The sequence below is a fragment of the Agromyces sp. P2_B3 genome, from assembly GCF_056404815.1.
Map to the genome: position 1 here is coordinate 479,718 of NZ_JBFUDH010000003.1, position 26,655 is coordinate 506,372.

General features: G+C 69.9%; 21 protein-coding genes, 1 tRNA gene and 2 pseudogenes. 12 read left to right on the forward strand and 12 right to left on the reverse strand.

From position 1 onward, the window contains the following. The first annotated feature begins 93 nt into the window (after positions 1-93). Complete coding sequence (locus AC1DZA_RS07840) at positions 94-786, forward strand: phosphocholine cytidylyltransferase family protein (protein WP_309979672.1); 693 nt, start codon at positions 94-96, stop codon at positions 784-786. Positions 787-877: 91 nt separating this feature from the next. Here AC1DZA_RS07840 and AC1DZA_RS07845 read toward each other — a convergent pair whose 3' ends face one another. After that, a complete protein-coding gene (locus tag AC1DZA_RS07845; RefSeq protein ID WP_476772312.1) occupies positions 878-1,429 on the reverse strand; it encodes an ECF transporter S component in 552 nt (183 codons plus the stop codon). An 82-nt stretch (positions 1,430-1,511) separates the two neighbouring features. Here AC1DZA_RS07845 and AC1DZA_RS07850 point away from each other — a divergent pair, with 82 nt between their 5' ends. From AC1DZA_RS07850 to AC1DZA_RS07860, 3 genes are all read left to right on the forward strand, one after another. Continuing rightward, a complete protein-coding gene (locus tag AC1DZA_RS07850; RefSeq protein ID WP_476762076.1) occupies positions 1,512-2,309 on the forward strand; it encodes an ABC transporter permease in 798 nt (265 codons plus the stop codon). After that, the gene (locus AC1DZA_RS07855) at positions 2,309-3,082 is read left to right on the forward strand and encodes an ABC transporter ATP-binding protein (protein ID WP_476762077.1); all 774 of its coding nucleotides are present in this window, start codon (positions 2,309-2,311) and stop codon (positions 3,080-3,082) included. The genes AC1DZA_RS07850 and AC1DZA_RS07855 overlap by 1 nt, the downstream gene beginning before the upstream one ends. Before the next feature lie 92 nt (positions 3,083-3,174). After that, positions 3,175-4,164, forward strand: coding sequence for a hypothetical protein (locus AC1DZA_RS07860; protein ID WP_476772313.1), 990 nt, complete (start codon positions 3,175-3,177; stop codon positions 4,162-4,164). Here AC1DZA_RS07860 and AC1DZA_RS07865 read toward each other — a convergent pair. The 5 genes from AC1DZA_RS07865 to AC1DZA_RS07885 form a co-directional block, all read right to left on the reverse strand. Next, a complete protein-coding gene (locus AC1DZA_RS07865; protein WP_476772314.1) occupies positions 4,161-5,456 on the reverse strand; it encodes a hypothetical protein in 1,296 nt (431 codons plus the stop codon). The two genes, AC1DZA_RS07860 and AC1DZA_RS07865, sit on opposite strands and share 4 nt — an antisense overlap. Before the next feature lie 30 nt (positions 5,457-5,486). Beyond that, positions 5,487-6,332 (reverse strand): glycosyltransferase family 2 protein, encoded by an 846-nt coding sequence (locus tag AC1DZA_RS07870; protein ID WP_476772358.1) that lies wholly within the window; start codon positions 6,330-6,332, stop codon positions 5,487-5,489. Between the two features lie 70 nt (positions 6,333-6,402). Beyond that, positions 6,403-7,218: a CDP-alcohol phosphatidyltransferase family protein gene (locus AC1DZA_RS07875; RefSeq protein ID WP_309979686.1), complete on the reverse strand. Its 816-nt coding sequence runs from the start codon at positions 7,216-7,218 to the stop codon at positions 6,403-6,405. 5 nt (positions 7,219-7,223) lie between these two features. Beyond that, positions 7,224-8,279: a glycosyltransferase family 2 protein gene (locus AC1DZA_RS07880; RefSeq protein WP_476772315.1), complete on the reverse strand. Its 1,056-nt coding sequence runs from the start codon at positions 8,277-8,279 to the stop codon at positions 7,224-7,226. A gap of 125 nt (positions 8,280-8,404) precedes the next feature. Beyond that, positions 8,405-10,186 carry a S1C family serine protease gene (locus AC1DZA_RS07885; RefSeq protein WP_476772316.1) on the reverse strand — a complete coding sequence of 594 codons (1,782 nt, stop codon included), beginning with the start codon at positions 10,184-10,186 and terminating at the stop codon, positions 8,405-8,407. A 168-nt stretch (positions 10,187-10,354) separates the two neighbouring features. Between AC1DZA_RS07885 and AC1DZA_RS07890 the strand changes: the two genes are divergently transcribed. After that, the gene (locus AC1DZA_RS07890; RefSeq protein WP_476772317.1) at positions 10,355-11,596 is read left to right on the forward strand and encodes a pyridoxal phosphate-dependent aminotransferase; all 1,242 of its coding nucleotides are present in this window, start codon (positions 10,355-10,357) and stop codon (positions 11,594-11,596) included. Here the strand turns inward: AC1DZA_RS07890 and AC1DZA_RS07895 are convergent. Continuing rightward, complete coding sequence (locus AC1DZA_RS07895; RefSeq protein WP_476772318.1) at positions 11,577-12,416, reverse strand: carbon-nitrogen hydrolase family protein; 840 nt, start codon at positions 12,414-12,416, stop codon at positions 11,577-11,579. The two genes, AC1DZA_RS07890 and AC1DZA_RS07895, sit on opposite strands and share 20 nt — an antisense overlap. Before the next feature lie 236 nt (positions 12,417-12,652). On the opposite strand from AC1DZA_RS07895, the gene AC1DZA_RS07900 reads away from it, so the two are divergent. Beyond that, positions 12,653-14,791 carry a hypothetical protein gene (locus tag AC1DZA_RS07900; RefSeq protein ID WP_476772319.1) on the forward strand — a complete coding sequence of 713 codons (2,139 nt, stop codon included), beginning with the start codon at positions 12,653-12,655 and terminating at the stop codon, positions 14,789-14,791. 91 nt (positions 14,792-14,882) lie between these two features. On the opposite strand, the gene AC1DZA_RS07905 is transcribed toward AC1DZA_RS07900, so the two are convergent. Next, on the reverse strand, positions 14,883-15,605 hold the full coding sequence (locus AC1DZA_RS07905; RefSeq protein ID WP_476772320.1) for an alpha/beta hydrolase family protein: 723 nt from the start codon (positions 15,603-15,605) through the stop codon (positions 14,883-14,885). 253 nt (positions 15,606-15,858) lie between these two features. On the opposite strand from AC1DZA_RS07905, the gene AC1DZA_RS07910 reads away from it, so the two are divergent. Together AC1DZA_RS07910 and AC1DZA_RS07915 are read left to right on the forward strand one after the other, a co-directional pair. Continuing rightward, positions 15,859-18,789 (forward strand): alpha-mannosidase, encoded by a 2,931-nt coding sequence (locus AC1DZA_RS07910; RefSeq protein WP_476772321.1) that lies wholly within the window; start codon positions 15,859-15,861, stop codon positions 18,787-18,789. 3 nt (positions 18,790-18,792) lie between these two features. Continuing rightward, positions 18,793-20,160, forward strand: coding sequence for an MFS transporter (locus AC1DZA_RS07915; RefSeq protein ID WP_476772322.1), 1,368 nt, complete (start codon positions 18,793-18,795; stop codon positions 20,158-20,160). Between the two features lie 72 nt (positions 20,161-20,232). On the opposite strand, the gene AC1DZA_RS07920 is transcribed toward AC1DZA_RS07915, so the two are convergent. The 3 genes and pseudogenes from AC1DZA_RS07920 to AC1DZA_RS07930 all read right to left on the reverse strand — a co-directional run. Next, a tRNA-Met gene (locus tag AC1DZA_RS07920) sits at positions 20,233-20,306 on the reverse strand. Positions 20,307-20,511: 205 nt separating this feature from the next. After that, positions 20,512-22,569 (reverse strand): PxKF domain-containing protein, encoded by a 2,058-nt coding sequence (locus AC1DZA_RS07925; protein ID WP_476772359.1) that lies wholly within the window; start codon positions 22,567-22,569, stop codon positions 20,512-20,514. A gap of 3 nt (positions 22,570-22,572) precedes the next feature. Continuing rightward, positions 22,573-23,112 (reverse strand): annotated as a pseudogene (locus tag AC1DZA_RS07930) (OmpL47-type beta-barrel domain-containing protein); the annotation flags it as partial. Here AC1DZA_RS07930 and AC1DZA_RS07935 point away from each other — a divergent pair. Further along, positions 23,075-23,608 carry a hypothetical protein gene (locus AC1DZA_RS07935; protein ID WP_476772360.1) on the forward strand — a complete coding sequence of 178 codons (534 nt, stop codon included), beginning with the start codon at positions 23,075-23,077 and terminating at the stop codon, positions 23,606-23,608. The pseudogene AC1DZA_RS07930 and the gene AC1DZA_RS07935 sit on opposite strands and share 38 nt — an antisense overlap. A gap of 221 nt (positions 23,609-23,829) precedes the next feature. Here AC1DZA_RS07935 and AC1DZA_RS07940 read toward each other — a convergent pair. Then, positions 23,830-24,027, reverse strand: a pseudogene (locus tag AC1DZA_RS07940) (hypothetical protein); the annotation flags it as partial. Between AC1DZA_RS07940 and AC1DZA_RS07945 the strand changes: the two are divergent. From AC1DZA_RS07945 to AC1DZA_RS07955, 3 genes are all read left to right on the forward strand, one after another. Beyond that, positions 23,930-25,231, forward strand: a complete 1,302-nt coding sequence (locus AC1DZA_RS07945; protein WP_476772361.1) for a hypothetical protein — start codon at positions 23,930-23,932, stop codon at positions 25,229-25,231. The pseudogene AC1DZA_RS07940 and the gene AC1DZA_RS07945 sit on opposite strands and share 98 nt — an antisense overlap. A gap of 353 nt (positions 25,232-25,584) precedes the next feature. After that, the gene (locus AC1DZA_RS07950) at positions 25,585-25,782 is read left to right on the forward strand and encodes a hypothetical protein (RefSeq protein ID WP_476772323.1); all 198 of its coding nucleotides are present in this window, start codon (positions 25,585-25,587) and stop codon (positions 25,780-25,782) included. A 346-nt stretch (positions 25,783-26,128) separates the two neighbouring features. Continuing rightward, positions 26,129-26,620: a GNAT family N-acetyltransferase gene (locus AC1DZA_RS07955; RefSeq protein ID WP_476772324.1), complete on the forward strand. Its 492-nt coding sequence runs from the start codon at positions 26,129-26,131 to the stop codon at positions 26,618-26,620. Positions 26,621-26,655: the final 35 nt, after the last annotated feature.

Below are 26,655 nucleotides of genomic sequence, written 5' to 3' on the forward strand. Positions count from 1 at the left end.
ATAACGGCGTGTCCACATTCGAACTTCCGGATGAACGTGGGGGGAACGCTCGGCAACGAGCGCCCGTGGCATCCGACCATTGAAGGAGATGCAGTGACCACCCAGATCGTGATTCTCGCGGCCGGCATGGGGAGCCGGCTCGGGCGTTCCCTCCCCAAGCCCCTCACCGAGCTCAGCGACGGCCGCACCATCATGCGGCAGCAGTTCGACAACATCGAGCACGCGTTCGGCGCAGGCGCCGCCGTGACGATCGTCGTCGGCTACAAGCTCGAGCACATCATCGAGGCCTTCCCGCAGGCGTCCTTCGTCTACAACGAGGAGTACGACCAGACGAACACCTCGAAGAGCCTCATGCGCGCCCTCTCCGCCTCGCACGCCGGCGGCGTGCTGTGGATGAACGGCGACGTCGTCTTCGACCCGCGCATCCTCGACCGCGCGCTGCCGTTCATCGCCCGCGACCAGTCGTTCGTCACCGTCAACACCGCCAAGGTGTCCGACGAGGAGGTCAAGTACACGACCACCGCCGAGGGCTACATCAAGGAGCTCTCCAAGACGGTGCGCGGCGGCCTCGGCGAGGCGGTCGGCATCAACTACGTGTCGAGCCGCGACAAGGCGGCCCTGCTCGGGCACCTCGCCCGCGTCGGCGACCAGGACTACTTCGAGCGCGGCATCGAGCTCGCGATCGAGCAGAGCGGCATGCTCGTCGAGCCGATGGACATCTCCGACCTCTACGCGGTCGAGATCGACTTCGCCGAAGACCTGGAGCGCGCGAACCACTTCGTGTGATCAGCACCACAGCAGTGAAGAGCGGATGCCACGCGGCATCCGCTCTTCGCATCTCAGAGGTCGGCCGGCGACTCCGCCGTGGGCGGCCGACTCAACGGTCGGCCGAAGAGACCGACTGCGCCACGCCCGCCTTGGCGAGCCGCGCTGCGATGACCCGGCCGACCCAGGTGAACAGCACCGGGCTCAGCACCCACAGCGGCAGCGCGATCGCCCACGCCCACCACGCGTAGTGCTCGGCGCCGAGGCCGATGAACACGGCGACGGCGAGCACGAGGCCGGCGAACGCCGCCGACACGTAGAACATCCACGCGTCCCACCGCCGGTAGCGCGTGATGAGGAACGGCAATTCGATGAGCGCGCCCACGAGCAGGCCGGTGCCGAGGTACCGCCCGATCCACCACGGGGCGAAGGCGGTGCCGACGAGGCCCGCGATGACCCCGGCGAGCACGGCGGTGCCCGGGCGCCTCAGCAGCGCGAGCGCGACGACGCTCGGAAGGAAGTGCACGCCGACCGTCAGTCCGTAGAGCAGCGGGCCGAAGGCCGCGAACGCCGCCGCGAGGTAGCCGGATGCCCCGGCCACGAGGCCTCCGGCCACACCGATCGCGGCGCAGCTCAAGAGAACGCGGGTACTGGTGCGGCGCACGACGCTCCTTCCGGACGGGCACGGCACGCGCCGTCGGCCCGGTTCAAACCTACCGCCGCACGGCATCTACGATGAGAGCGTGATGAGCTACGCCGACACGCATCCGCTGCAGCGGACGCCGATGGCGCGGTACCGGCACTCGCTCTGGCTGCTCACCACGCGCGACCTCAAGGTGCGCTACTCCACGTCGGCCCTCGGCTACGTGTGGTCGGTGCTCGACCCGTTGGTGATGGCGGGCATCTACTGGTTCGTGTTCACGCAGGTGTTCGAGCGTCCCGTCGGCACCCAGCCCTACATCGTGTTCCTCCTCTCGGCGCTCCTGCCGTGGATGTGGTTCAACGGGGCCGTGTCGGATTCGACGCGCGCGTTCCTCAAGGACGCGAAGCTCGTGCGCTCGACGATGATCCCCCGCACCATCTGGGTGAACCGCATCGTGCTCTCGAAGGGCATCGAGTTCCTGCTCGCACTTCCGGTGCTCGCCCTGTTCGCGATCGTCTTCGGCGCCCAGGTCGGCTGGCAGCTCGTGCTGTTCCCGCTCGCGATCCTGCTCCAGGCGATCCTGACGGCGGGCGTGGCACTCATCGTGGCGCCGCTCGTGGTGTTCTTCCGCGACCTCGAGCGCGCGGTCAAGCTCATCCTGCGCTTCCTCTTCTACGCGTCGCCCATCATCTACGGCGTCACGAACCTCCCACCCGAGCTGCACGTGTGGGCCGCGTTCAACCCGCTCACGGGCATCTTCGGCCTCTACCGCTCGGCCTTCTTCCCCGACGAGCTCGACTGGTTCAACGTCGCGATCGCCGCGGTCATGTCCATCGCCATCCTCGCCGTCGGGCTCCTCGTCTTCCGGGGCAGCGTGCGCCAGGTGCTGAAGGAGATCTGATGACGGATGCCGCAGCGGCGGCGCTCGCCGCAACGGAGACGCACGCCATCCGCGTGCGCGGCCTCGGGGTCAGGTTCCGTCGCAACCGGCGGGGTCGGCGCAGCTTCAAGGACCTGTTCGCCGGACGCCGCCGTCGTACCCGCCCCGGCGAGTTCTGGGCGCTCCGCGACGTGTCGATCGACGTGCGCCCGGGCGAGGCGATCGGCGTGGTGGGCCGCAACGGGCAGGGCAAGTCCACGCTGCTGAAGCTCGTGGCGGGGGTCATGATCGCCGACGAGGGCACCGTCGAGGTCACGGGCGGGGTGGCCCCGCTCATCGAGATCACGGGCGGCTTCGTCGACGACCTCACGGTGCGCGACAACGTCTACCTCACCGCCGGACTGCACGGCATGACGCGGGCGCAGATCGACGCGAAGTTCGAGGAGATCATCGAGTTCGCCGACATCGGCGACTTCCTCGACACGCCCTACAAGCACCTGTCGAGCGGCATGAAGGTGCGCATCGCGTTCGCCGTGATCTCGCAGCTCGAGGAGCCGATCCTGCTCGTCGACGAGGTCCTCGCCGTCGGCGACAAGGCGTTCCGCGAGAAGTGCTACCGCCGCATCGAGGAGCTCCTCGACGGCGGTCGCACCCTGTTCTTCGTCTCCCACAACGAGCGCGACCTGCGCCGGTTCTGCACGCGCGGGCTCTACCTCGACAAGGGCGCGCTCGTGCTCGACGCCGGCATCGACGAGGTCCTCGACCGGTACAACGCCGAGCACGGCACCGCGTAGCGACGCCCGCCTCGCATACCTCATCGGCGGGGCGCGCGCGAGCCCTCCCCGTTTCGGGCGACCTCCCTGCCGCCGCATCTAGGATCGGCGTCATGGCCGAACGCGTGCACAGGATCACCTCGTTGGGCGGGGACGCGCCCCGCGAGGGTCAGCCGTCCGACTCGCCGACCACGGGGCCGGGTGCCGGCACGTCCCAGCCCTCGGGCACGGGCGGGCCCGGCGGCCGCGCCCCCGACGAGGGTCGTGCCCACGGCATGGAGCGCGGCATCGACACCGTGCTGTCGATCCAGCGACCGGTCGTCGTGGCGCACCTGCGCGGCATCCGCCGACGAGTGCCGAACGCCTCGCCCGACCAGATCGTGCGCATCCTCGAGCGCCGCTACCTCACCGCCGTGACGACCGGCGGCGCCGCCGTCGGCGCGACGGCCGTCATCCCCGGCATCGGCACCGGCGTGACCCTCGTGCTCTCGGGCGTGGAGACGGCCGGGTTCCTCGAGGCCACCGCCCTGTTCGCGCAGTCGGTCGCCGAGGTGCACGGCATCGCCATCGAGAACCCCGAGCGGGCGCGAGCACTGGTGATGACGCTGATGCTCGGGCGCGAGGGCGTCGACCTTGTGCGCCAGTTCGCGGGGCAGGCCGCCGGCGGCGGCATCGCCCGCAACGCCTACTGGGGCGAGCTCATCACGAACACCATGCCGAAGGCGGTCATGGGCACCGTCGTGGACCGGCTCCGGCACGTGTTCGTGCGGCAGTTCGCGGTGCGCGGCGGCGCCGGCATCATCGGCAAGGCCATCCCGTTCGGCATCGGCGCGGCCATCGGCGGCGCGGGCAACCACATCCTCGGGCGCCGGGTGCTGCAGCAGTCGCGCCTCGCGTTCGGGACCCCGCCGGCGACGCTGCCGCTCGAGCTCGAGCCACGGGAGGGCGACGGCGTGCTCACGGCGGCGACCTCGCGGCTGACGCGCGCCGGCGCCGGCCTCGGCGGTTTCGCCGTGGAGACGAGTCGCGGCCTCCGTGCTGCGGCATCGCGAGCGGCACGCAGGAGCCGCCGGCATCCGAAGCCGCCCGAGGTGGAGCGCTAGGCGCCGAGCGCCTCGGCCTCGTCCTCGTCGTCCTCCTCGAACTCCTCGACGTCCTCGTCGTCGGCGTGCAGCGCGGCGAACCGCTCCCACTCCTGCATCAGGTGCTCGACGGCGGCGTGGAAGCGCTCCGTGGTGACCCCGGGCGTGGTGTCGCCGAAGTACCGCTGCACCCACACGCCGAGGCGTTCGAGGGCGTCGGCGTCGTGGGCGACCTCGTCGACGCGTGCGACCATGGCCGCGGCATCCGACACCTCGAGCCACTCGCAGGCCTGGAGGTATCCGCCGGTGTCGATCTGCGCTTCGGGGTTCGCGGGCCGCGTGATGAGCAGCGGCTTGCCCGCCGCCAGGCGGTCGTAGACCATCGCCGAGATGTCGACGATCGCCACGTCGGCGGCGGCCAGTTGCCAGCCCAGCGACGGCCCGTCGTCGAAGACGTGCTGCGCCGTGGCATCCGCGGCATTGGCCGCCGCGATCGCCGCGATGATCTCCCGGTTCGCCGCGTCGTAGGCGGGGTCGACGACGCCCGACCTCGGGTGCGGGCGGTAGATCACGCGATGGCGTCCGGTGGCGAGGAGCCCGCGCACCAAGCCGACGCCGTGCGAGGCGATCGAGCCGTAGGCGGCGGCGCCGCGGTCGCCCTCCCACGTCGGCGCGTAGAGCACCACCTCGCGGTCGTCGGGCGTGTACGGCAGCGGCGAGCCGTCGAGGTAGTGGTCGGCCTGCGGGCGCCCGATCGGGATGGCGCGCTTGTCGAAGTCGTAGTCCCAGAGCACCTTCTCGAGCCGCGCCCTGGCCGCATCGCCCGCGATGAAGGCGTAGTCGTAGGCCTTGAACTGGTTCGTGGTCATGTACATCTTGTCGGACTCGCCGTGGTTGATGAACACGTGCCACCGGCGCCCGTACCGCATCATCTGGAAGTTCTTGGCGTTCTGGTTCACGTAGAACACCACGTGCAGGTCCTGGTCCTGGATCACCTGCTCGAGATCCGCCACGCGGCGCACGTAGGCCACCGGCAGCGGCGACTCCGCGAGCAGTTCCAGCGCCGAGCCGGAGGCGCGGCTGAGGATGAGCACCGGATGCCGCCTCGACAGCTCGAGGAGCGGCTTGTACCACTGCCGCAGCTGGTAGAGGTTCACCCGCCCGTCGGCGAAGTAGACGCCGATGCGGAAGTGGTGCGGCTCGAGCGGAGGCTGCTCGGCGAGCCTGGTGACCAGCTCGCGCTGGGCGCGCCGCGACCACATGATGTCCTTGGCCAGCTTGACGGCACGCCGCGTGTCATTCCGCAATCCCACCGTCCAAGGGTAGCGGGCGGTGGCTGCGCCTCAGACGATCGGGGGGCGCCCGGCGAGGGTCATCCGCCAGACGGTGCGCCACCGCATCGGACGCCGCTCCCCCGGATGCTCCCGCCAGCCCGCGCGCCAGCCCGCGAACCAGGCCTTCAACGCGGCCGGCTGGCGCGCCCAGCGCAGCACCTGGATCGCCGTCCACGACCCCACGTAGAACGGCACGAGGACCAGCGGCAGGTTGCGCCGGGCCAGCCACACCCGGTTCCTCGCGTTGAGGCGGTAGTAGTAGGCGTGCCGCGCCGGGTCGATGACCGGATGCCCCGCCTCGAGGTCGCCCGCATACCAGGCGACGTGCCCGGTGTCCCACACGCGCCACGCCAGCTCGATGCCCTCATGCGCGTAGAAGAACGGGTCGGCCCAGCCGCCCGTCGCGTCGAACACCGCCCGCGGCATCAGCACGGCCCCCTCCCAGCAGGAGAACACCCGGCTCGAGTCCGACGCGTCGCCCTTGCGGATGCGCGGGATCCACCGCCGCGGTGACACGCGACCCGTGGGATCGACGACGCGGGGCTGGATGAGGCCGAGCTCGGGGCGCAGCGCCAGCATGCGGCATCCGGTGGCCAGGAATCCCGGGTCGGGCAGGAACGCGTCGTCGTCGAGGAAGAACAGCACGTCGCCGTCGACCTCGGGCACGCCGCGGTTGCGCCCGGCGGGGATGCCGAGGTTCTCGGGCAGATGCAGGGTCTTCACGCCCGCGGGCAGGCGCGGCTCGGCCGTGGCGGGATCCCAGCCGTTGCCGACGCACACGACGTCGACGACCACGTCGTGCTGGTCGAGGACGCTCCGGATGCCGCGGGCCAGGTCGTCGGGACGCGTGCCCATGGTGAGCACCACGACGCCGACGCGCGGGCGGGCGGGGTGACGGCGCACGCCGCCCCGATCGCCCTGCGTGTCAGGAACGGACACGTCGCGACGCCATGATCGCCACGAAGTGGCCGACCAGGGAGAGGATCGCAAGCGGCAGCAGCAGGCCGACGACCCACCGGTCGACGACCGGCTGGCCGAGGAACAGGCCGACGAGCGCCGCGCCGAAGGCGATGAGCGTGAGCTCGACCGAGTGGTAGAGCCGGTGGAACGGCAGGAACCGGGCCGCCTTGCGCAGCTTCGCGACGAGGCCGCCGCGCGGTGCCGTCTCGCCGTGCGTGTCGGTGAGCTTCGGCAGGCCGGCGTTCGCCCGCGCGACGTGCACCATGTCGTTGAGCGCCTTGTTGAGCACGATCACGAGCGCGAGGAGGGCGCCGATCGTGGTCCAGAGGAAGTCGGCGGGGAACTCGAGCGGGTAGGCGGCGGCGCGGATGCCGAGCGCGAGCGGGATGAGGGCCTCGGTGGTGTAGTGGCCCACCTTGTCGAGGAAGACCCCGGCGGGCGACGACGTGCGCCGCCAGCGCGCCACCTCGCCGTCGCAGCAGTCGACCAGCATCTGCAGCTGCCCGAGCACGACCGCGAGGAGCGCGCCCCAGATGCCCGGGATCAGCAGCGCGGCCGCCGTCGACCAGCCCACGAGGATCATGAGGCCGGTGACGCCGTTCGCCGAGATCGAGGTCTTCAGCAGCCACCAGGTCAGGTAGGGCGAGAGGTTGCGGAGGTAGAGCGAGGCCGTCCAGTGCTCGGCGTTGCGCCGGCCGCGCACCTCGGGCGGCTGGGCGACGGCGCGGAGCTCGGCGATGCTCGTGGGCCGGGCGTGAGCCTGGCCGGCGGCTTGTGACATCCGCGTCACCTTCCCGTGTGCTTGGCGATGTTGCTCGTCAACGAGAGGAAGCCGAGCACGAAGCCCACACCCCACGAGACGTGTATGCAGGGCAAGACTACGAGAAAGCGGGCGGCCACCGCCGCACCGCGGTGCCGTGCGTACATGAGCGTCGCGGCGACGACGAACAGCAGGTACACCACCGGCACGAGGAATCCGAGCAGCAGCCATGGCGTCGCGCCCACGGCGGCCTGCACGATGCCCGCGATGCCGAGCAGGAGCCCGACGGCCACGCCCACGACCATGACGGGCGGGATGAAGTAGCGGATGCCGTTCGCCGACGGGAACCGGCGTGCGAGCTCACCGCGCCAGAGCCCGGTCGAGAACATCTGCCGGGCGAGCCGCTCGACGGTGGAGCGCGGACGGTAGGTGACGGCGAGCGCCGGCGTGAACCACACCGTGCCGCCGGTCTCGCGGAGGCGGCGGTTGAGCTCCCAGTCCTGCCCGCGCTTGATCGTCTCGTCGAAGAGCCCCACCCGCTCGAGCGAGGTGCGGCGGAAGACGCCCAGGTACACCGTCTCGGCGGGGCCCTCGTGGCCGCCGACGTGGAAGGCCGAGCCGCCGAGGCCGACCTTCGTCGTGTAGGCCAGCGCCACCGCCTGCTCGAAGGGGGTCTCACCCCGGGCGTCCATGATGCCGCCCACGTTGTCGGCGCCGGTGCGCTCGAGCACCTCGACCGCCACCCGGGCGTAGTCGACGGGGAGCATCGAGTGCGAGTCGACGCGCACGACGACGGGGTAGCGCGCCGCGCGGATGCCGATGTTGAGGCCGGCCGGCGTCGACCCGACCTCGTTCTCGAGCACGCGCACGCGGGCGTCGCGGGCGGCGAGGTCGGCCACCAGTTCGCCCGTGCCGTCGATCGAGGGACCGACCGCGATGAGCACCTCGACGGGGCCGTCGTAGTCCTGGGCGAGGATGGACTCGACCGCGGCGCGCACGTGCGAGGCGTCGTTGAGCACGGGCATGACATACGAGACGCCGACGAGCGACGACGGAGTCGTCGGTTGGGGCAGCTCGGGCATGTTCCTCACTCGCTCGGAAGTCGATCGAGCCTAGCAGCCGGCCCCCGTGAGGCCCGTGGGAGCACACAGGCGGCGGGGCCGGATCGATGTCGATCCGGCCCCGCCGTCGTGGTCGTGCCGAGGCGTCAGCTCTCGAAGGTGCCGAGCGTCACGGTGACGGTCTTGGAGTCGCCGTCGCGGGTGAAGGTGACCTGCGCCTTCTCGCCGCCGGGCAGCGCCCGCACCTGGGCGGTGAGGTCGGTCTGGTCGGTGATCGGCACCCCGTTGAACTCGGTGACGACGTCGCCGGACTGCAGGCCGGCCTGCTCGGCCGCTCCGCCTGCGCTCACCTCGGAGATGAGGGCGCCGACCGTGTTGCTGTCGGCGTCCGACTCCGCCGAGGTGACCGTCGCGCCGAGGAGGCCGTGCGTGGCCGCCCCGTTGTCGATGATCTCCTTGGCGATGCGCTCGGCCAGGTTCGACGGGACCGCGAAGCCCACGCCGATGTTGCCGGCCTCGCCGCTCGAGCCGCCGGCCGAGAGGATGGCGACGTTGACGCCGATGAGCTCGCCCTCGGAGTTCAGGAGCGCGCCACCGGAGTTGCCGGGGTTGATCGCGGCATCCGTCTGGATGACCGGGAGCGACACCTGGCCCGAGGCCTGTGCCTGGGGCGCCTCGGGCTGCGAGCCGTCGGGGTTCGGCAGGTCGAAGAAGAAGTCGAACGGGCTCTGCTCGGAGCCGTCGCCGCTGTCGCCCTGGCCGCTGTCGCCCTGGCCGCTGTCGCCCTCGGTCGAGTCGTCGGGCGTCGCCGGCGCCGCCGAGGACGCGACATCGATCGAGCGGTTCAGCGCACTCACGATGCCGTTGGTGACGGTGCCCGACAGGCCGAGCGGCGCGCCGATCGCGATGGCGGTGTCGCCGACGTTGAGCTTGTCGGAGTCCGCGAAGTCGAGCGGCGCGAGGCCTGAGGCATCCACCAGCTTGATGACCGCGAGGTCGGAGAGCGGATCGGTGCCCACGAGCTCGGCGTCGTAGAGGTGGCCGTCGTTCGTCTTCACCTGGATGGTCGGGTCGCCGGTCGCGCCGTCGAGGGTCACCACGTGGGTGTTGGTGAGCACGTAGCCGTCCTCGGAGAGGATGATGCCGGAACCGGTGCCGCCGGCCTGGCCGCCGGTGACCGAGATGGTCACGACGCTGGGGCTCGCCTTCGCGGCGACCGCGGTGATCTGGTTCACGGAGTCGGTGTCGTTCACGACGATGTTCTGGGCGCTGCCCGCGCTCTCGGACGACGCGGGCGCGTCATTGCCCGCGATGAGCGCGTTGATGCCGGCGCCCGAGGCGCCGCCGATCAGGGCGGCGGCGACGATCGCCGCGGCGACGCCGAGGCCGACCCGGCGCTGCTTCGGCGCGGGCTGGCCGGCGACGGCCGGCTGGCCGGGCGGCGTGCCGTACGGCGGAACGCCGGCCACCGGGGTCGTGGGCTGGGTCTCGCCCGGGCGGGGGCCGCCGAAGGCCGGCGGGACCTGGCCCGAGACGGGCTGCGTCGGCGCGGTCGGCTGCGTCTGCGTGGCGGTGGCCGCCACCGGAGCTGCCACGGCTGCGGGAGCCGCGGCGGGGGCTGCGGCCGGAGCGGGCGCCGCGGCGGGAGCCGCCGCGGTGGCGGGTGCCCGATAGGGCTGCGGGTCCTGGCCGGGCTCGTACACGGTGCCGGTCGCGGCGGGGGCGGCATCGGCGGGCGCCTGTGCCGGCCCGGCGGCTGCGGTCACGCCCTCGTTGGTCGGAGCCGGAGCGGCCGTGGCGGCGGGCTCGGTGGAGGTCGCGGGGGCGGTCTGGGCCGCCGGGTTCGCGGCGGTCTCGTTGGTGGCCGTCGTCGCCGCGACGTCGCCGTCGCGGGCCTCGCCCGAGGTGCCGTCAGTGATGTCCGTCATGGTGTGCTCCTTCCAAAGCGATGCCAGCATCCCGCTGCAAGCTGTGCACGGCATCGGCGAAGTCTATGAACCGGCTATCCGGTGGCGGTGATTCGTCCGAATGCGGATCGGGCCGTCCTGGTCGCCGTGCGCCAGCGTAGCGGCCCCACCCTGACGTACGGTGAGAGCGTGAGCGACTTCTCCCCCTCGCCAGCCCTGCGGCCGTGGCAGCGCACCGCCGCAGGCGCCGGCCTGCTGGCGCCCGACGGCAGCATCGCCGCCACGATCTTCGCCGAGATGAGCGCGCTCGCGGCGCGCACCGGCGCGATCAACCTCGGTCAGGGGTTCCCCGACGAGGACGGACCGGCCGAGGTGCTCGAGGCCGCGCGCCAGGCCATCGCGGACGGCGTGAACCAGTACCCGCCGGGGATCGGCATGCCCGTGCTGCGGGAGGCCATCGCCGAGCACCAACGTCGGTTCTACGGGCTCGAGGTCGACGCGGCATCCGAGGTGCTCGTGACCGCCGGGGCGACCGAGGCGCTCGCCGCCACCATCCTCGCCCTCGTCGACGAGGGCGAGGAGGTCGTGACGTTCGAGCCCTACTACGACGCGTACGCGGCCCTCATCGCCCAGGCGGGGGGCGTGCACCGCACCGTGCCGCTTCACTGGTCTTCAACGCAGCACAGGCCCGACTGGCGGCCCGACCACGCCGAGCTCGAGGCGGCCGTCACCGACCGCACGCGCCTCATCCTCGTGAACTCACCGCACAACCCGACGGGCGCGGTGCTCGACGCCGACACGCTCGCGCTGATCGTGCGCCTCGCCGAGCGGCACGACGCGATCATCGTGACCGACGAGGTGTACGAGCACCTCACGTTCGGCGTGCCGCACACGCCGATCGCGACGCTGCCCGGCGCTCGCGAACGCACCGTGTCGATCTCGTCGGGCGGCAAGACGTTCAGCACCACCGGCTGGAAGATCGGCTGGCTCACCGCACCCGCCGCGCTCGTCACGAGCGTGCTGGCGGTGAAGCAGTACCTCACGTTCGTGAACGGCGCACCGTTCCAGCCGGCCATCGCCACCGGCCTCGGGCTGCCCGATGCGGTGTTCACGGATGCCGCGGCCGAGCTCCGCGCGAAGCGCGACCTGCTCGCCGACGGCCTCACCGCCGCCGGCTTCTCGGTGTTGCTGCCCGACGCCGGGTACTTCATCGTCGCGGATGCCCGCCCGCTCGGCTACGACGACGGCGCGGCGCTCTGCCGTCGGCTGCCCGAACTGGCGGGCGTGGTTGGCGTTCCGGTGTCGGCGTTCGTGCACCCCGACCGCCAGGATGCCTACCGCAGCCTCGTGCGCTTCGCGTTCTGCAAGCGCCGTGAGGTGCTCGAGGAGGCATCCGCTCGCCTCGCGGCGCTCACCGCGAGCGCGGGTTGATCCGCTCGGTCACGTCGAAGCGGCGCAGCGCGAGCGCGGGGTTGACCCGGCGCACGGCGTCGATGCGCTCACGCGAGACCCAGGCCACCGCGACATCCGTCGCCTCGCCGATCGTCGCGATCTCGACGCCCATGGGGTCGACGATCATGCTGTTGCCGGCGCCGACCGGCGGGGCGTGGTCGGCCGCCAGCACGTACATGGTGTTCTCGAGGGCGCGCGCGGTGGTCAGCACCCGCCAGTGCGCCTCCTTCAGCGGGCCCCGCACCCACTCGGCGGGCATGCAGACCACGTCGGCCCCGGCGTCGACGATGCGGCGGGTCACCTCGGGGAAGCGGGCGTCATAGCAGGTCTGCAGGCCGAAGCGGATGCCTCCGGCCTCGAACAGCTCGGGCGGCGCGACGTCGCCCGGCGCCACCCACTCCGACTCGCGCTGCCCGAAGGCGTCGTAGAGGTGCAGCTTGCGGTACCGCGCCACAACCCCGTCGTGGGGGGCGATCGCCACGACCGTGTTGCCGACGCGGCGCTCGTCGCCTCCGAGCCGCTCGATCATGCCCGCGACGAGGTGCACGTCGAGGCGCGTCGCGATGGCGCCGAGCGCCTCGGTGAACCGGCCCCCGATCTCCTCCGAGGCCTCCTGCCAGTCCCAGCCGGGCTCGGGCGTGAAGTAGCTCGAGTACTCGGGGAAGACGACGAGGCGCGCTCCGCGGGCGGCGGCGAGCGCCGCGAGCCGGTCGATCTCTGTGAGGTTCGCGGCAGGATCGGCACCGGGCGCGAACTGCGCGACGGCGACGGCGAAGGCGCTCCCGGCGTGATCGGACATGCCGCCAGCGTACTCGGCGGGTTGCGCTCGCGACGGGCTTCAGGCGGCTCGCCGAACGGTGGCGAGCGTGTCGTGAGGATGCCTCGATGCTCGCGCGCAAGCCCTTTTGCGCGCGAATTCCGCGTGCTGTACTGACTCGGTTACATCGGGGACCGCGACCACGCGGCCCCCATACGACGGCCCTGCGGGGAGGCTGATCGTCTCCTCGGGGGCCATGACAAGAGGGAGACAACGTCGTGCTCCGAGTTCCAACCCGAGTGATCGGCGCCGCGGTGACGGGTGTCGTCGCCGTCGCGATGATCGCGACATCCGCAGGGCCGGCCAACGCCGCGCCAGACAACATGCCCGGTGAACCCACGCTCACCCTGCCGATCAACGACAGCGAGGCGGGCGGCACCTACGATCAGGACTTCGTGCGCGCCTACGCGGGGGCGACCCCCGACGGCACGCCCGTCTACATCTACGTGCCGGCCGGCACCCCGCTCGACGGCTCTGCGCCGACCGGCGTCGCGAGCCTCGACCCCGCCTTCGATCCCAACCCGGATGACGAGTTCGTGCCGTGCGCGGACGCCAGCGCGGAGGACTACATCCTCACGCAGGCGCAGATCGACTACCTCGGCAACGAGCTCTCGAGCCAGATCGTCGCGGTCGACGAGGAGCACTACGGCCCGATGGATGCCGCGGATCCCAGTGAGCCGGCGAGCGACTCGCTCGTGATGCTCGTCTACAACGTGCAGGACGCGAACTACTACGACTGCGCCGAGTCGACCTACACGGCCGGCTACTTCGCGCCGGACTACATCGAGTCGTCGGGCATGAACGCGATCGTCGTCGACGCCTTCGACTGGGCGAACCGCGTCGGACCCGCGGACTCGGAGTGGAACGACGATGACCCCGACAACGACCAGCCCACCCTGTACGAGGGCGTGATCGCCCATGAGCTCGAGCACCTGCTGCACAACTACAGCGACCCGGGCGAGCTGTCATGGGTGGATGAGGGCCTCGCGGACTTCGCGGTGTTCCTCAACGGCTACGACGTCGGCGGATCGCACCTCACCTACCATCAGGTCTTCTACGCCGACACCTCGCTCACCCGCTGGGCGGGCGGCCTGCAGAACTACGGTGCCGCCTACACCTTCTTCCAGTACCTCTGGGAGCAGGCCGGCGGCAATGGCGACGGCACGTTCACGCCCGACCTGCAGTACGACGGCGCCGGCGGCGACCTGCTGATCAAGCTGATCTTCGAGAACCAGGCCGACGGCATGGACGGCGTCCAGGCCGCCATCGACGAGTTCAACGCGCAGACCGGCGCAGGGCTGCGCGCGGCCAAGGTGCTGTACCAGGACTGGGCCGTGGCCGTGTACCTCGACGACGAGGCATCCGACCGCTTCGACATCAAGGCCGTCGACTTCGGCGACCCCGCCTCGACGACGTGGACGATCGACATCGCCGACGACCAGTTCTGGGAGGGCCGCGGTTCGAGCCAGGGCGCCCAGCCCGAGTCGAAGTGGCTGAAGCGCACCAACGCGCAGAGCCCGGTGGCGGTGCCCTACGGCCTGCAGGTGGAGCGGTTCCGCAACCCGGGACCGAACGTCACCATCTCGCTCGACGGCGAGGACTCCACGCAGGTCGCGCCGCACTCGGGTGACACGCACTGGTACGCGGGCTACGAGAGCCAGTCCGACAACATCCTCGACGTGGATGTCGCGGGCGCGGTCACGTCGCTCGACTTCTGGACGTGGCACTTCATCGAGGAGGGCTGGGACTACGGATTCGTCGAGGCGCTCGTGAACGGCGAGTGGGTCACGGTTCCCGTGGTCGACGACTCGGGCGCGACGGTCACGACGAACGACGACCCGCACGGCGGCAACACCGAGGGCAACGGCATCACCGGCACGTCGGGCGGCGAGTACTTCGTCGACGACCCGGTGTACGTGCACTACACCGCACAGCTGCCCGCCGGCGCCACCGACGTGCGCTTCCGGTACTCCACGGACGCCGCCTACCTCGACACCGGATGGTTCGTGGACGACGTGATGGTGAACGGCGCCGCCGCCACCCTCTCGTCGGCCGAGGGCGAGTGGTTCGAGACGAACGGCCTGCAGGACAACAACTGGACCCTGCAGGTGGTCGCGAGCTGCGACCTCACGCCCGGGGTGGACTCGCCCTACGAGATCTCCGACGGCGCCGGCAACTACGTCTACCGGCTCGAGGGCGACGCCATCTCGCAGGGCGGCTTCAACACGAAGTGCGCGAACGGCAAGAACCGCGACTTCGCGACGCTCGTGTCGAACCTGCCGACGGGCGACCTGACGTACCTCGACGCGGGGTACGTGCTCTCGGTCACCAACAGCGGCAACGGCAAGAAGGGCTAGTTCCCGGATGCCGCGGGGCGGCGGCCTGCACCACGGTGCAGGCCGCCGCGCTCTGCATGCGGCCGGTTGCGCGACGCGTGGCCGCGTCGCCTCAGGCGAGGTGACGCAGGAAGAACCGTGCGGCGCTCTCGACCTCGAACCTGGGAACGCCGGCGTGCGGCCCCGGATTGGCGTGCAGGGTCTTCTCGGAGGAGGCGAGGGCGTCGAAGAGGTCGAGCGCGGCCTGCCGCGGCACGAGTTCGTCGTCCCACTGCACGAGGAACTCGACCGGGATGGTGATGCGCGACGCCCTGACCGGGACGAGGTCGCCGCCGACGAGCCCGACCACGGCCGCCCGGATCCGGGAATCGGCGGCGACGAACGGCAGGCCGATGGCGGTGCCGAGCGACACGCCCCAGTAGCCCACTCCTCCCTCCCCCAGTTCCTCCTGCAGTGCGTCGAGCACGGACTTCCACTCGCCGGCCGCCTGCTCGGCGACCGCGGCGTGATATTCGCCGACGTAGGCCGCGACCGGCTCGCCCGCCGACATCCGCTCGGCCATGCCGGCCGAGAATCGCCGCTCGCGATCCGTTCGCGGCCGGTCGCCGTGGCCCGGAGCATCGATCGCCGCGACCGCGAAGCCATCCGCCGCGAAGCGCCGGGCGCGGGCCACGATGCCCGGGGCGGCCTTGTGCTGGCCGCCGCCGTGGCCGAGGAGGATCAGCGGGCGCGGGTCGTGATCGCCGGCCGGCGTCCACAGGATGCCCGGCACGTCGCCGACGGTGAAACGTCGTTCGATGAGCCCGTCGTCGACGGTCTCTGAGGTGAACTGCATGGTGCTGCCTTTCGGATGCGTCAGGGACGCTCCGCGGCTGCCGATGCGGCTAGGCCGTCTCTCGAGGGAGCGCCCACGTGGTCTGCACGTTGATGGGTCTCACCTCCTCGGTCCGGTCGTCTTGGAGCATATCGCGCTCGCCGCCCGGGGTGATCACCTGCCCTAGACTGACCACCGGCGAGCCGACGCTCGCACCCACCCCGCATCGGAGCGGCGGGCGTCCGGGCGGTCGGCTTCAGGCAAGGGGACGTGGATGGCGGGGTTCGCGGCGTGGCTCTTCGGCCTTCGCGTCCAGCAACCCCGTGAGTACCGACGGCTCATGCGCATCCGTCGCAGCGTGCACACCCCCGTCGCGCGACTCGATGCCGAGATCATCCGGTCTGCGGAGCCGATTCCGTTCGAGGAGCTCGACCGGTCCGAGTTCCGTCCGCTGCGGCCTGGCACGCACTGGGGCAAGGTGTTCGACTGCGCCTGGCTGCGCATCACGGGCGACGTGCCGACCGGGATCGAGAACCCCGTGGTCATGCTCGGCATCCGCGGCGAAGGCCTCGTGCATGCTGCCGACGGCGAGCTGCTCGACTCCGTGAGCACGGTCTTCCAGCAGGGCGACCTGCCGCAGAGCGGGGGCGCACGCTATCGCCCCGTCCAGCACGTCGACACGTCGGCGGGCCGGGTCGAGTTCTTCGCCGATGTGACGTACAACGGCTGGATCCTCTACGAGGTGGGCCGCGCGGTCTACCACGGCGCGCACCTGGCGACCCGCGACGACGAGGCGTACGCGCTCTTCTACGACTACCTCACCCTGCTCGTGCTCGCCGGCGCCACCGAGGATGCGGCACTCGAGGTCGATCTGCGGCGCGCGCTGAATGCGGCGTACCGCTCCTTCACCACGGGCGACGTCGCCGGGGCTCGCGCGATCCTCGCCGAGCAGCTCTCGGCGCCGTCTGCGAGCGAGTTCGTCTACAGCGCCGTCGGGCACGGCCACCTCGACATGGCTTGGCTGTGGCCGCTGCGCGAGACCCGCCGCAAGGCCGCGCGCACGTACGTCCGCGCCCTCAACGCGATCGACCGGCGCGGCGACTACGTCTACGGCACCTCGCAACCGCAGCAGATGGCGTGGATGCAGCAGCGGCATCCGGCCCTCTACGACCGGATGCGGCGCGCCGTCGCCGAGGGCCGCATGGAACTGCAGGGCTCGTTCTGGGTCGAACCCGACACGAACCTTCCGTCGGGCGAGTCGCTCGTGCGGCAGGCGCTCGTCGGCCGCCGGTTCCTCCGAGAGGAGTTCGGGCTCACCGACGAGCAGCTGCGTCTCTGCTGGCTGCCCGACACCTTCGGCTACAACGGCAACCTGCCGCAGATCCTCCGGGGGACCGGGATGGATTGGTTCCAGACGATCAAGCTCGCCTGGAACAGGGTCAACGACTTCCCGCACCGCACCTTCCACTGGCAGGGCATCGACGGGTCCACCGTGCTCGTGCACATGCCGCCCGAAGGCGACTACAACAGCCGCGGGGCGGCCGACAACCTGCTCACCGGCCTGAAGCAGTACCCCGAGCTCGCGTTGAACACGGCGCTCCTCGTCTACGGCTCGGGCGACGGCGGTGGCGGGCCGAACGAGATCCACCACGAGGTCACCGCTCGCGAGCGGAACCTGCGGGGCCTTCCCAGGGTCGGGTACTCCTCGGCGGGCGACTTCTTCCGTTCGCTCGAGCAGCGCGACATCCCCCACACCCACGTCGGCGAGCTCTACCTCGAGACGCACCAGGGCACGTACACGACGCAGGGGCGGATCAAGCGGCACAACCGCCTCGTCGAGCGCAAGCTGCACGAGGTCGAGGCCCTCGCGGTGCTCGCGGGCGACGACAGCAGGCCCGTGCTCGAACAGCACTGGCGCGACGTGCTGCTGCATCAGTTCCACGACATCCTGCCCGGCTCGTCGATCGCCCGCGTCAACCGCGAGGCGATCGACACCTACGAGCGGATCGAGGCGGCACTCGACGACTACGCCGAGGGGCTCGTCGACCGACTCCCGAGCCGGCCGGGAACGCCCACCGCCGTGAACCTGACGAGCCTGCCGCGAAGCGAGTTCGTGAAGACCGACGAGGGCTGGTTCCACGCCGAGGTCGCGCCGTACGGCGCGGCGCCGCTGGCACCGGCGGGAGCGCAGCCGGGGCTCGTCTCCTCGGAGGACACGCTCGGCAATGGCATCCTCACCCTGCGGTTCGACCGTTCCAGCGGCGAGATCGTGTCGTGTCGGGATCGGCACGGCGCCGAGCACGCCGCCGACGGACTCAACCGCCTCGTCGTGCACAGCGATCCCTACGTGTGGCCCTTCAACGCGTGGGACATCAAGGCCGACTACGTCGGGAAGACGCCGCGCATGCTTCGGGTCAGCCACGTCGAGACCACCGTCGACGGCGCGTCGGTCGTTCGTCGCCAGGTGCTCCGTGGACGCGGCGTCACGATCGACCAGCGCGTCGTGCTCGAGGCGGGCAGCGACGTCGTGCGGTTCGAGACCGAGGTCGACTGGCACACGCGGCACCGGATGCTGCGTGCGGAGTTCCGCCCGGTCCACTTCGGCGAGACCGTGCGGTGCGAGATCCAGTTCGGACACATCGAGCGGGTGACCACCGAGCGCGACTCGGTGGAGAAGGCCCAGTTCGAGGTCTGCGCGCACAAGTGGATCGCCACGGAGGATGCCGGCGGCGGATTCGCCCTGCTCAACGACGGCAAGTACGGGCACCGGGCCAAGAACGGACTGCTGAGCCTCAACCTGCTGCGCTCCCCGTCGTTCCCCGACCAGACGGCCGACCGCGGCATCCACCACTTCACCTATGCGTTCTGCCCGTTCGAACGCGGCGATCTGGGCAAGGTGGTGCGCGAGGGCTACCGGCTCAACAACCCGCTGCGGATCACCGACGGTGTGGCGTTCGACAGCCTGGTCGGTGTCGACGAACCCGGTGTCATCGTGGAGACGGTCAAGCGGGCGGAGCACGGCGATGGCATCGTGCTCCGGCTGTACGAGAGCGTCGGGCGTCCGACCACGGTCTCGCTGCGGGTCGACCGGGCGTATCGTGCGGCGCACGAGACCGACCTGCTCGAGCGACCTCGCGGTGCGGCCGACCTCGATCGGATCGACTTCGGGCCGTTCGAGATCAAGACGATCCTGCTGGAGGACTGAGCGGTGACGGCAACGGCGAACCAGGACGCGACCGAGGGCGTCGTCCCTCCGAGGCGGCAGCGGATCGCCGTGATCACGGCGGGATTCGGCCAGAACATCGTGCTCACCACGGTGTCGACGTTCATCCTCGTGTACCTGCTGCAGTATGCGGGGATCAGCACCGCGGGCCTCGCGGTGGTCACGATCATCATCACCGTCTCGAAGGTCGTCGACGCGATCCTCGACCCGGTCATGGGCAGCATCATCGACATGACCCGCACCCGGTGGGGCAAGCTCCGGCCGTACATCCTGTTCTCCGCCGCGCCCGTCGCGTTGCTCTCGGGGCTCCTCTTCACCGTGCCCGATACGGCCGAGCCGCTCAAGCTCGTGTACTTCGGGGTCTGCTACGTGCTGTGGAGCCTCGCGTACACGGTGTGCGACGTGCCGTTCTGGGGTCTCATCGGTTCTGCCTTCGCCGACCCGGCGGAGCGCACGCGAGTGATCGGAAACGTCCGCGCCTTCGGAGCCATCGCGCTCGGAGTCGCGACGCTCGGGATGCCGTGGGTGGCGCGCCTGCTGAGCTTCGGGCCCGAGACGACGAGCAGTGGATGGTCGCTGGCCGTGTTCATCACGTCGTTCCTCGGCATGGGCGTCTTCCTGCTCGCCTTCTTCTTCACCCGGGAGCGACGGACCGCGGCCGCCTCGACGGGGCTCTCCCTGCGTCAGCTCGTGACCGCGCTGTTCCGGAACACGCCGTTGCTCATGGTGCTGCTCGGTTCCGTGCTCGGCTTCGGACGGTTCATCGTCCAGGCGGGCGGTGCGGTCTTCGTGGTGATCGCGTACGGGAACGAGGGCACCTTCACCCTCGTCGGAGCCGCGATCATCCTGGGCATGGTCGTCTCGTCCTTCGCGACGCCGCTCCTGCTGCGCCGCATCTCGGGGCGCACGCTCATCGTGGGCAGTTCGCTCGTCGCCGCCGTGCTCTACGTCGCCATGTACCTCGTCGGGTTCGCGAACCTCGCCGCCATCCTGGTGTTCATCTTCCTCACCGGACTCACCCTCGGCATCTTCCTCGTCACGCAGGCGACGATGATCGCCGACTCCGTCGACGACACGGAGCGCCGACTCGGGGTTCGCAACGACGGCATCTCCTTCGCCAGCCTCACCTTCGCCACGAAGATCATGAACGCGCTGGCCGTGCTCGTGTTCGGGGCGTTCGTGGTGATGGCGGGGTACGAGGCCGGCGTGACGGTCACGCCCGAGATGCAGCAGACGGTCTTCGTGGCGATCACCCTCGTGCCCGCGGCCAGCTGCCTGCTCTCGGCGATCCCCTTCCTGTTCTATCGGCTGGGTGCGCCGACAGCCAACCGCACGGATGCCTCGGCGGGCTGACCCCGGGATCGGGACGCCCTGGAAATGCAGAAGATCCCGGCCTCTGTTCGAGACCGGGATCTTCTGTTTCGGTTGCGGGGGCAGGATTTGAACCTACGACCTCTGGGTTATGAGCCCAGCGAGCTACCGAACTGCTCCACCCCGCGACGCTGACTCCCGTGCGGCAGTCACTCCTCGCGATATCACCGATCAGCTCGTAATCTCTCGATCGGGCTGCGTGCGATGTAGCCAGTCTACGACAACTCTCGACCTCGCTCGACCTCGACCAAGCAAGGTCGCCCGCCAGATCCCCTCGATACGGCTGGACGTGCCCGTCCGCTGCTCCCGCAGACGGGCGTCCCCCGCAGGCCGCTATCGCAAGCCGATGTTGACGTAGTAAGTCTGCCCGTCGTCCAGACGAACGCCGATGCGATAGTAGTTGCCGCCCGACGCGGTCTTCCAGTTGTAGCTGTACTGGGAGCCCTCCACTCGATACGTGCTGCCGCTGTCGGCGGCCACCGAGTAGAGCGACTCGTCGACGGGCAGGTTCATGGAGGCGCCCTTGGCCGGAGTCAGCCATGCCGGTGCGACATTCGTCTGTACGAGCGTGCCGCTCGCGTTCATGAGCTGGAGCTTGACCGGAATCGTGCTCCCGCCCTTGAAGACGCTCGTCGAGGTGCCGACCTGGTGCGCGGTGTCGTTGATCGGCTGCAGGAATCCGTCGAACCGGTAGATCACCCGGTAGCTCCCCGTCGTCGTCGCCGTGTTCCCGGCCGTGTCCGTCGCCCTCGCGGTGTACGTGAAGGTACCGACCCCGTTGGGAGTTCCTCCGGAGATCGTGACCACGCACGATCCCGCAAGGCCGGAGAAGCCATCGCCGGCCGTGCAGCTTGCTGCAGGTACGGCGCCGAGCGTGTAGGTGCCGCCGGCGACGTTGACCACGGCGATGGTGGGCGCCTCGGTGTCGATGTTGATTCCGGAAACCGCGGTGACTGCCGTGTTGCCGGCTTTGTCGGTCGCGGTGCCGCTTGCAGCGTTCGCACCGTTGGCGGTGAGGATCACATCATCGGGGCAGGTGGCCACTCCAGAGCGGCCATCGGAGCAGGTGAAGTGCACCGTGACCGGCCCCACATACCAACCGTTGCCACCCAGCGTGCCACTGATGACAGCACCGCTGATGGTCGGCGCCGTCTTGTCGAGTCTGATGGTGACCGCGTCGGTTCCCACGTTGCCTGCGGTATCGGTGGCCGATCCGACCAAGACCTGTCCGTCGGTCTCGGTGGAGACCGTCACGGGGGCAGTAACGTCGGCAACGCCGGATCCGGCATCGTCGTCCTTGGCACCGAAGGTGACCGTGACGTCGCTCCTGTTCCAGTCGTTCGCGTTGGGCACGGGTGACAGCGTGTGGGTGACCATCGGGGCGATGTTGTCCCACTTGAGGGCGACAGCGTTCGAGGCCTCGGTGTTGCCCGCGATATCGACCGCCCAGTAGTGCACGGTGCCGATACCGCTTCCGTCGAGCGGGACACTGACCGTCTTGGCTGCACCTGCTGCCACCTGCTCGGCGCCGCCGTCGATCCTGTAGTGGATCTCCTTGACCCCCGACAGACCGGCCTGGTCAGTGGCCGCCAGCACGACATTGGCCGTCGCGCCCGTGCACCAGCCGTTCGTCTTGGTGCACTGGTTGTTGGCTGTCGTGCTCGGGGCTGATCCGTCGATGTTGATGCCGCCGACGGTCCTGCCGGCGCTGAGGTTGCCCGCCTTGTCGCTGGCCGGGTCGCTGGTGATGGCCTGGCCAGCTCCGTCGCCGGAGATCACCGCGCTGGTCGGGCAGGATGCCACCCCTGACAGTGCATCCGTGCAGGTGAAGTCCAGCACGACCTGGTCGCGGTACCAGCCGGCGGCATTCGGAGTCGTCGTCGGACCGCCGTCGATGTGCGGCGCGGTGCGGTCGATGTTGATTCCGTTCACCGATGCCGTCGCCTTGTTCCCCGCCTTGTCGAGGATGCCGGCTGAGGCACCCAGGTCGGTGCCCTCGCCGCTGATCGTGCTATCGGCCGGTTGCGTCGACGGGTCGATGCCCGAGAGTGCGTCGTTCCCCGTCCACTCGATCGTGACATCGCCGTTGTACCAGCCGGCGCCGTTGGCATCGACGGTCGCGGCGCCGACGAGCGTCGGCGCGGTCTTGTCGATATTGATGTGGTCGACGATCGTCGAATTCACATTGCCGGCGACGTCCTTGGTGTCGCCCTGGACCTGCTGGTCGCCGCCCTCGCTGCTGAGCGTTCCATCGGGACCGCAACCGGCGACTCCTGACTCGGCGTCGGTGCACGTGAAGGTCACGTCGACGTCCGTGTTGTTCCAGCCGAAACCGTTCGCCGCCGGAGACGCCACGCCGACGATGAATGGGGCGACATCGTCGACGTTCACGATGGTCGTCCGCTTCGCCTCCGCGTTGCCGGCGAGGTCGACGCTCCAGTAGGTGATGGAGTGGCTCCCTGTGGCGAGCTCCGCGGTGAACGGCACGCCGTACGTCTGGGTTCCGCCACCGTCGATCTCGTAGTAGGTCGCCGAAATGCCCGACTCGGCATCGTCAGCGTCGAACGCGACCGGGATGCCGCTCATGACGAACCAGCCGCTGGCCGGCGAGATCGGGTTGGTCATCGTCGTGACCGGCGGGACGTCGTCGATCTTGAGCGTGACGCTGTTGACGCTCGCGTCTTCGCTGTTGCCCGCGACATCCGTGCTCCAGAACGCGATGGTGTGCGTGCCCTTCTGGGTGAATGAGAAGGCGCCGGTGTAGAGCTGGGCCGCGGCCCCGTCGATCCGGTAATACGTCGCCGCCACGCCGGAGAGCGTGTCGTGTCCGGTCAGCGCGACCGGGACTGCCGCGGCGTACCAACCGCTCGGGAGCGGGTCGGGAAGCGTCGCGGTGGTGGTCGGTGCGGTGCGGTCGATCTGGATGCCGTCCACCGTCGTGCTTGCTGTGTTCCCGGCGACGTCCGTGCATGTGGCCGACGACGCCAGGTTGCCGCCCTCACCCGTGACCGTGTCATCCGCCGGCCCCGCTGCAACCCCGGACAGCGCATCCGTGCATGACCAGAGCACCGTCACATCATCGGCATGCCAACCAGGTGAGAACACCGCAGCGAGGACCGGAGCCGTCGTGTCGACGTTGATCCCCGACACCCCGGCGCTCGCGCTGTTCCCAGCCGCATCCGTCGCGGTGCCAGTCACCGACTGGTTCGCACCCTCGCCGACGATCTGGGCACCCGACGCGGAGGCCAAGCCCGAGAGCGCATCGTTCGCCGAGAAACTCACCGTCACGGCATCCCGATACCAACCGGCGCCGTTGGGCCCCCGATCAGCCGAAGCCGAGATCGTCGGCGCAGTCTTGTCGATGCTCACCACGGCCGTGTCCGACGCGGAGTTCCCCGCATTGTCGGTCGCGGTGCCCGTCACCTGCTGAGAAAGACCCTCAGACGACTGCGTCACGGGTGCCGTGCACGACGCGACACCGGAACCGGCGTCGGCACACGCGAACGTGACCGTCACGCCCTGGTTCGACCACGCACCCTCCGAGTACGTCAGCGGCGTGAACGAGTGACCGATCGTCGGGGCCGTCTTGTCGATCTTCACGTGGGCCGTTTGCGTGGCCTCCACGTTGCCCGCCCGATCGGTGCTGAAGAATGAGACCGAGTGATCGCCCTCGCTCGACAGGATCACGCTCGTCCCGCTCTGCACCGCTCCGCCATCGATCGCATACGACGTCGACCCGACGCCCGACAGATTGTCGGACGGCGACAACGCCAACGTCACACTGCCGTTCGTCCAACTGTTCGAGGACCCGCTCACTCCCGTCACCGGAGCCGTCCGGTCGACATTCACCGGCACACTCGACGCCGTCCTCGTGTTCCCGGCCTTGTCCGCGATCGACGCGCTTGCGGTCAATGCGCTGCCCTCACCGGTGATGAGGCCATTCGCGGGCTGCGTCGACGGGTTGATCCCGGACAGTGCGTCGACCCCGGACCATCCGATCGCGACATCGCCCTTGTACCAGCCGTTGCCGTTGGCCGAGGTGGTCGGCGTGCCCGTGAGGGTCGGCGCCGTCTTGTCGATGCTGATGCCTGAGACACCGGCACTCGCAGAGTTGTCTGCATTGTCCACTGCTGTTCCGGACACCGACTGGTTCGCTCCCTCGGTCGAGAGCACTACCGTGCCGCCACCGGTGCAGGACTTGATCCCGGAGAGCGCGTCCGCGCAGGTGAGCGAGACCGTGACATTGGAGTTGTTCCAACCCGCCGCGTTCGCCGCTGGAGCGGCGCTTCCCGTGATGGTCGGGTTCATCTTGTCGAGCTTGACGACCACCGCGCCGGCGCCGCTGTTGCCCAGTCGGTCGCTTGCCGTGGCGTTCTTCGTGACGCCCGCCGTGTTCGAGTTCACGTTGTCCGTGGCGGGGGTGGGGCCGGCGCCGATCCCCGAACCGGCATCCGTTGCCGACCACGTGATACCGACGTTGGCCTTGTTCCACCCGGCGGCGTTGGCGGCAGGCGCAAGGGACGCGGTCAGTACTGGCCCCGTGTTGTCGAGGGTGAACGATGCCTGCAACGAATTGGTTTGGCCCGTGCATTTCCCTTGGGCGTTCACGTTGGGCGAGGCGAACACGGTCACGCCCTGGGCACCGTCGCCCGCACCGGCCGTCGTCGTGAAGGTCCAGTTCGTCTTGGCCCCGGCAGATTGCTCGTGCGCGGTGAACGCGCCGGCGACATCCACGCACTTGGTGTCGCTGCTCGTGATGACTGTGAGCGTCAGCGCACCACCCTGCTTCGCATACAGCGTGCCGCCCGACGAGACGGTGCCGGCACCCCCGGTGAACGTCGCGGTCGTGACGGTCGAAGCGAAGGCCGGCATGCCACTGAGCATGGCCGCGACCACCGCCCCCGATGCGATCACGGCGAGCCAGCCGCGCGTGCGGCCCTCGCGAATACGAACTCGTCTCGTCGAAATGCCGCTGGAAGCGCGCATGAGAACCTCCGGGAATAGCGGCGCTCGGGTACGCCGCCAAGGCCCAAAGTCTGTTGTGCCGAAATGACCCGGTCAATCCCCCGTTCATGGGGTGTTCGACCGCGTTCATGGCGTGTTCGACCGAAGCTCGCGCCCACGCGTTCGCTCGCTCCCAGGATCTCCACGACGCCGCCGTTCTCGTTGACGCGCGCTGACGCGGGGGTCGACGGTCGCCAAGAGTGCCGAGGTGAGTCATGTGGCGAGAAGTGTCAAGGGGTTGGTCCGCAGCGGTCCGCCACGTACAACGGAACGTGCCGGGAGTGGGGAACGCCCGGCCGCAGGCTGGACCCGACCAGCGCCCGCCCACCCGAGCGGGTCATTCCCCGAGGTCGCCCAGCCTGTGCCCCCACACGCGAGACCACTGCGAACGGAGACGAACCCATGAGACGACCCGCAACGCAGGCGCCCCTCAGCCCCGGCATGGTGAGCGACCAGAAGGCCGTCGGACTGGTGTTGGCGTTCGTGGCTGCCGTCATCCTCGTGCTCGGATTGGCGACGATGCCGCCGATCGCGATCGCCAAGCCGAGCACCCACTCACCGATTGGAACCAGCCAGCTCGAGAACGCGCCGTTGAGATGACCACGGCGACCAGTCATCCGGCCCTTTGCGGCCGGCGTCGAGCTGCGCGCGCGAAATCGGGAGCGGGTACGGCCAGTCGTCCTTCGGCGCGACCCGATGGTCGTCACGGTCTCGGACAAGTCGACCCGTGCTGACCTGCCGACCGCTTCGGCTCAGCCCTCGTGGTTGTAGTACGGCCAAGGGAGGAACCGGCATTTCGGCCGATTCGCACGTTCGGATACCGTTGGTTGGTTCAGACCACGATCACGTGATTGGTTCAGATCACGATCACGGCGCCCGTGCCGAGGCAGTGCATTTGCAACTGCACGGCGTGGACCGATCCGCGCCGCATCGATACCGTGGGGCGGTGGGCCGAATCGAGCTGCGGGCTCTGAATGACGACGATCTCGATGCGGTGTTCGAGATGATGCGGGATCCGGAGGCGGTCCGGATGGCAGCCTTCACGGCCGCCGATCCCGATGACCGCGACGCATTCAACGCCTGGATCGCGCGGAATCGCGCGCTCGAGGGTGTGCTGCAGTTCGTCGTGACCGAGCGCGGCGGCTTCGCCGGCACCGCCGCGACCTTCAACGTCGAGACCGACCGCGAAGTCACGTACTGGATCGCCCGGCACGCCTGGGGCCGCGGCGTTGCCACTGAGGCGCTGCAGCTGCTGCTCTGGCCGGAGCCGGTGCGGCCTCTGCGCGCGCGGGTCGCCGTGCACAACGACGCGTCACGTCATGTGCTCGAGAAGTGCGGATTCACCGAGGTCTCGCGCGATTCGGGCTTCGCGCCGGGCGTGGGGCGCATCGTCGAAGAGATCGTGTACGTCTTGATGCCCACCCCCGACGGCAACTGACCGCTCGCTAGTGCCTCAACAGCACCGGACCACGA

What these genes read in the sequence shown, in the direction of transcription:
- AC1DZA_RS07885 (WP_476772316.1), bottom strand. Translation starts at nt 10,186, where the DNA reads ATGACGGACATCACTGACGGCACCTCGGGCGAGGCCCGCGACGGCGAC.
- AC1DZA_RS07855 (WP_476762077.1), top strand. Translation starts at nt 2,309, where the DNA reads ATGACGGATGCCGCAGCGGCGGCGCTCGCCGCAACGGAGACGCACGCC.
- AC1DZA_RS07895 (WP_476772318.1), bottom strand. Translation starts at nt 12,416, where the DNA reads ATGTCCGATCACGCCGGGAGCGCCTTCGCCGTCGCCGTCGCGCAGTTC.
- AC1DZA_RS07850 (WP_476762076.1), top strand. Translation starts at nt 1,512, where the DNA reads ATGAGCTACGCCGACACGCATCCGCTGCAGCGGACGCCGATGGCGCGG.
- AC1DZA_RS07880 (WP_476772315.1), bottom strand. Translation starts at nt 8,279, where the DNA reads ATGCCCGAGCTGCCCCAACCGACGACTCCGTCGTCGCTCGTCGGCGTC.
- AC1DZA_RS07950 (WP_476772323.1), top strand. Translation starts at nt 25,585, where the DNA reads ATGAGACGACCCGCAACGCAGGCGCCCCTCAGCCCCGGCATGGTGAGC.
- AC1DZA_RS07860 (WP_476772313.1), top strand. Translation starts at nt 3,175, where the DNA reads ATGGCCGAACGCGTGCACAGGATCACCTCGTTGGGCGGGGACGCGCCC.
- AC1DZA_RS07875 (WP_309979686.1), bottom strand. Translation starts at nt 7,218, where the DNA reads ATGTCACAAGCCGCCGGCCAGGCTCACGCCCGGCCCACGAGCATCGCC.
- AC1DZA_RS07910 (WP_476772321.1), top strand. Translation starts at nt 15,859, where the DNA reads ATGGCGGGGTTCGCGGCGTGGCTCTTCGGCCTTCGCGTCCAGCAACCC.
- AC1DZA_RS07905 (WP_476772320.1), bottom strand. Translation starts at nt 15,605, where the DNA reads ATGCAGTTCACCTCAGAGACCGTCGACGACGGGCTCATCGAACGACGT.
- AC1DZA_RS07870 (WP_476772358.1), bottom strand. Translation starts at nt 6,332, where the DNA reads ATGGGCACGCGTCCCGACGACCTGGCCCGCGGCATCCGGAGCGTCCTC.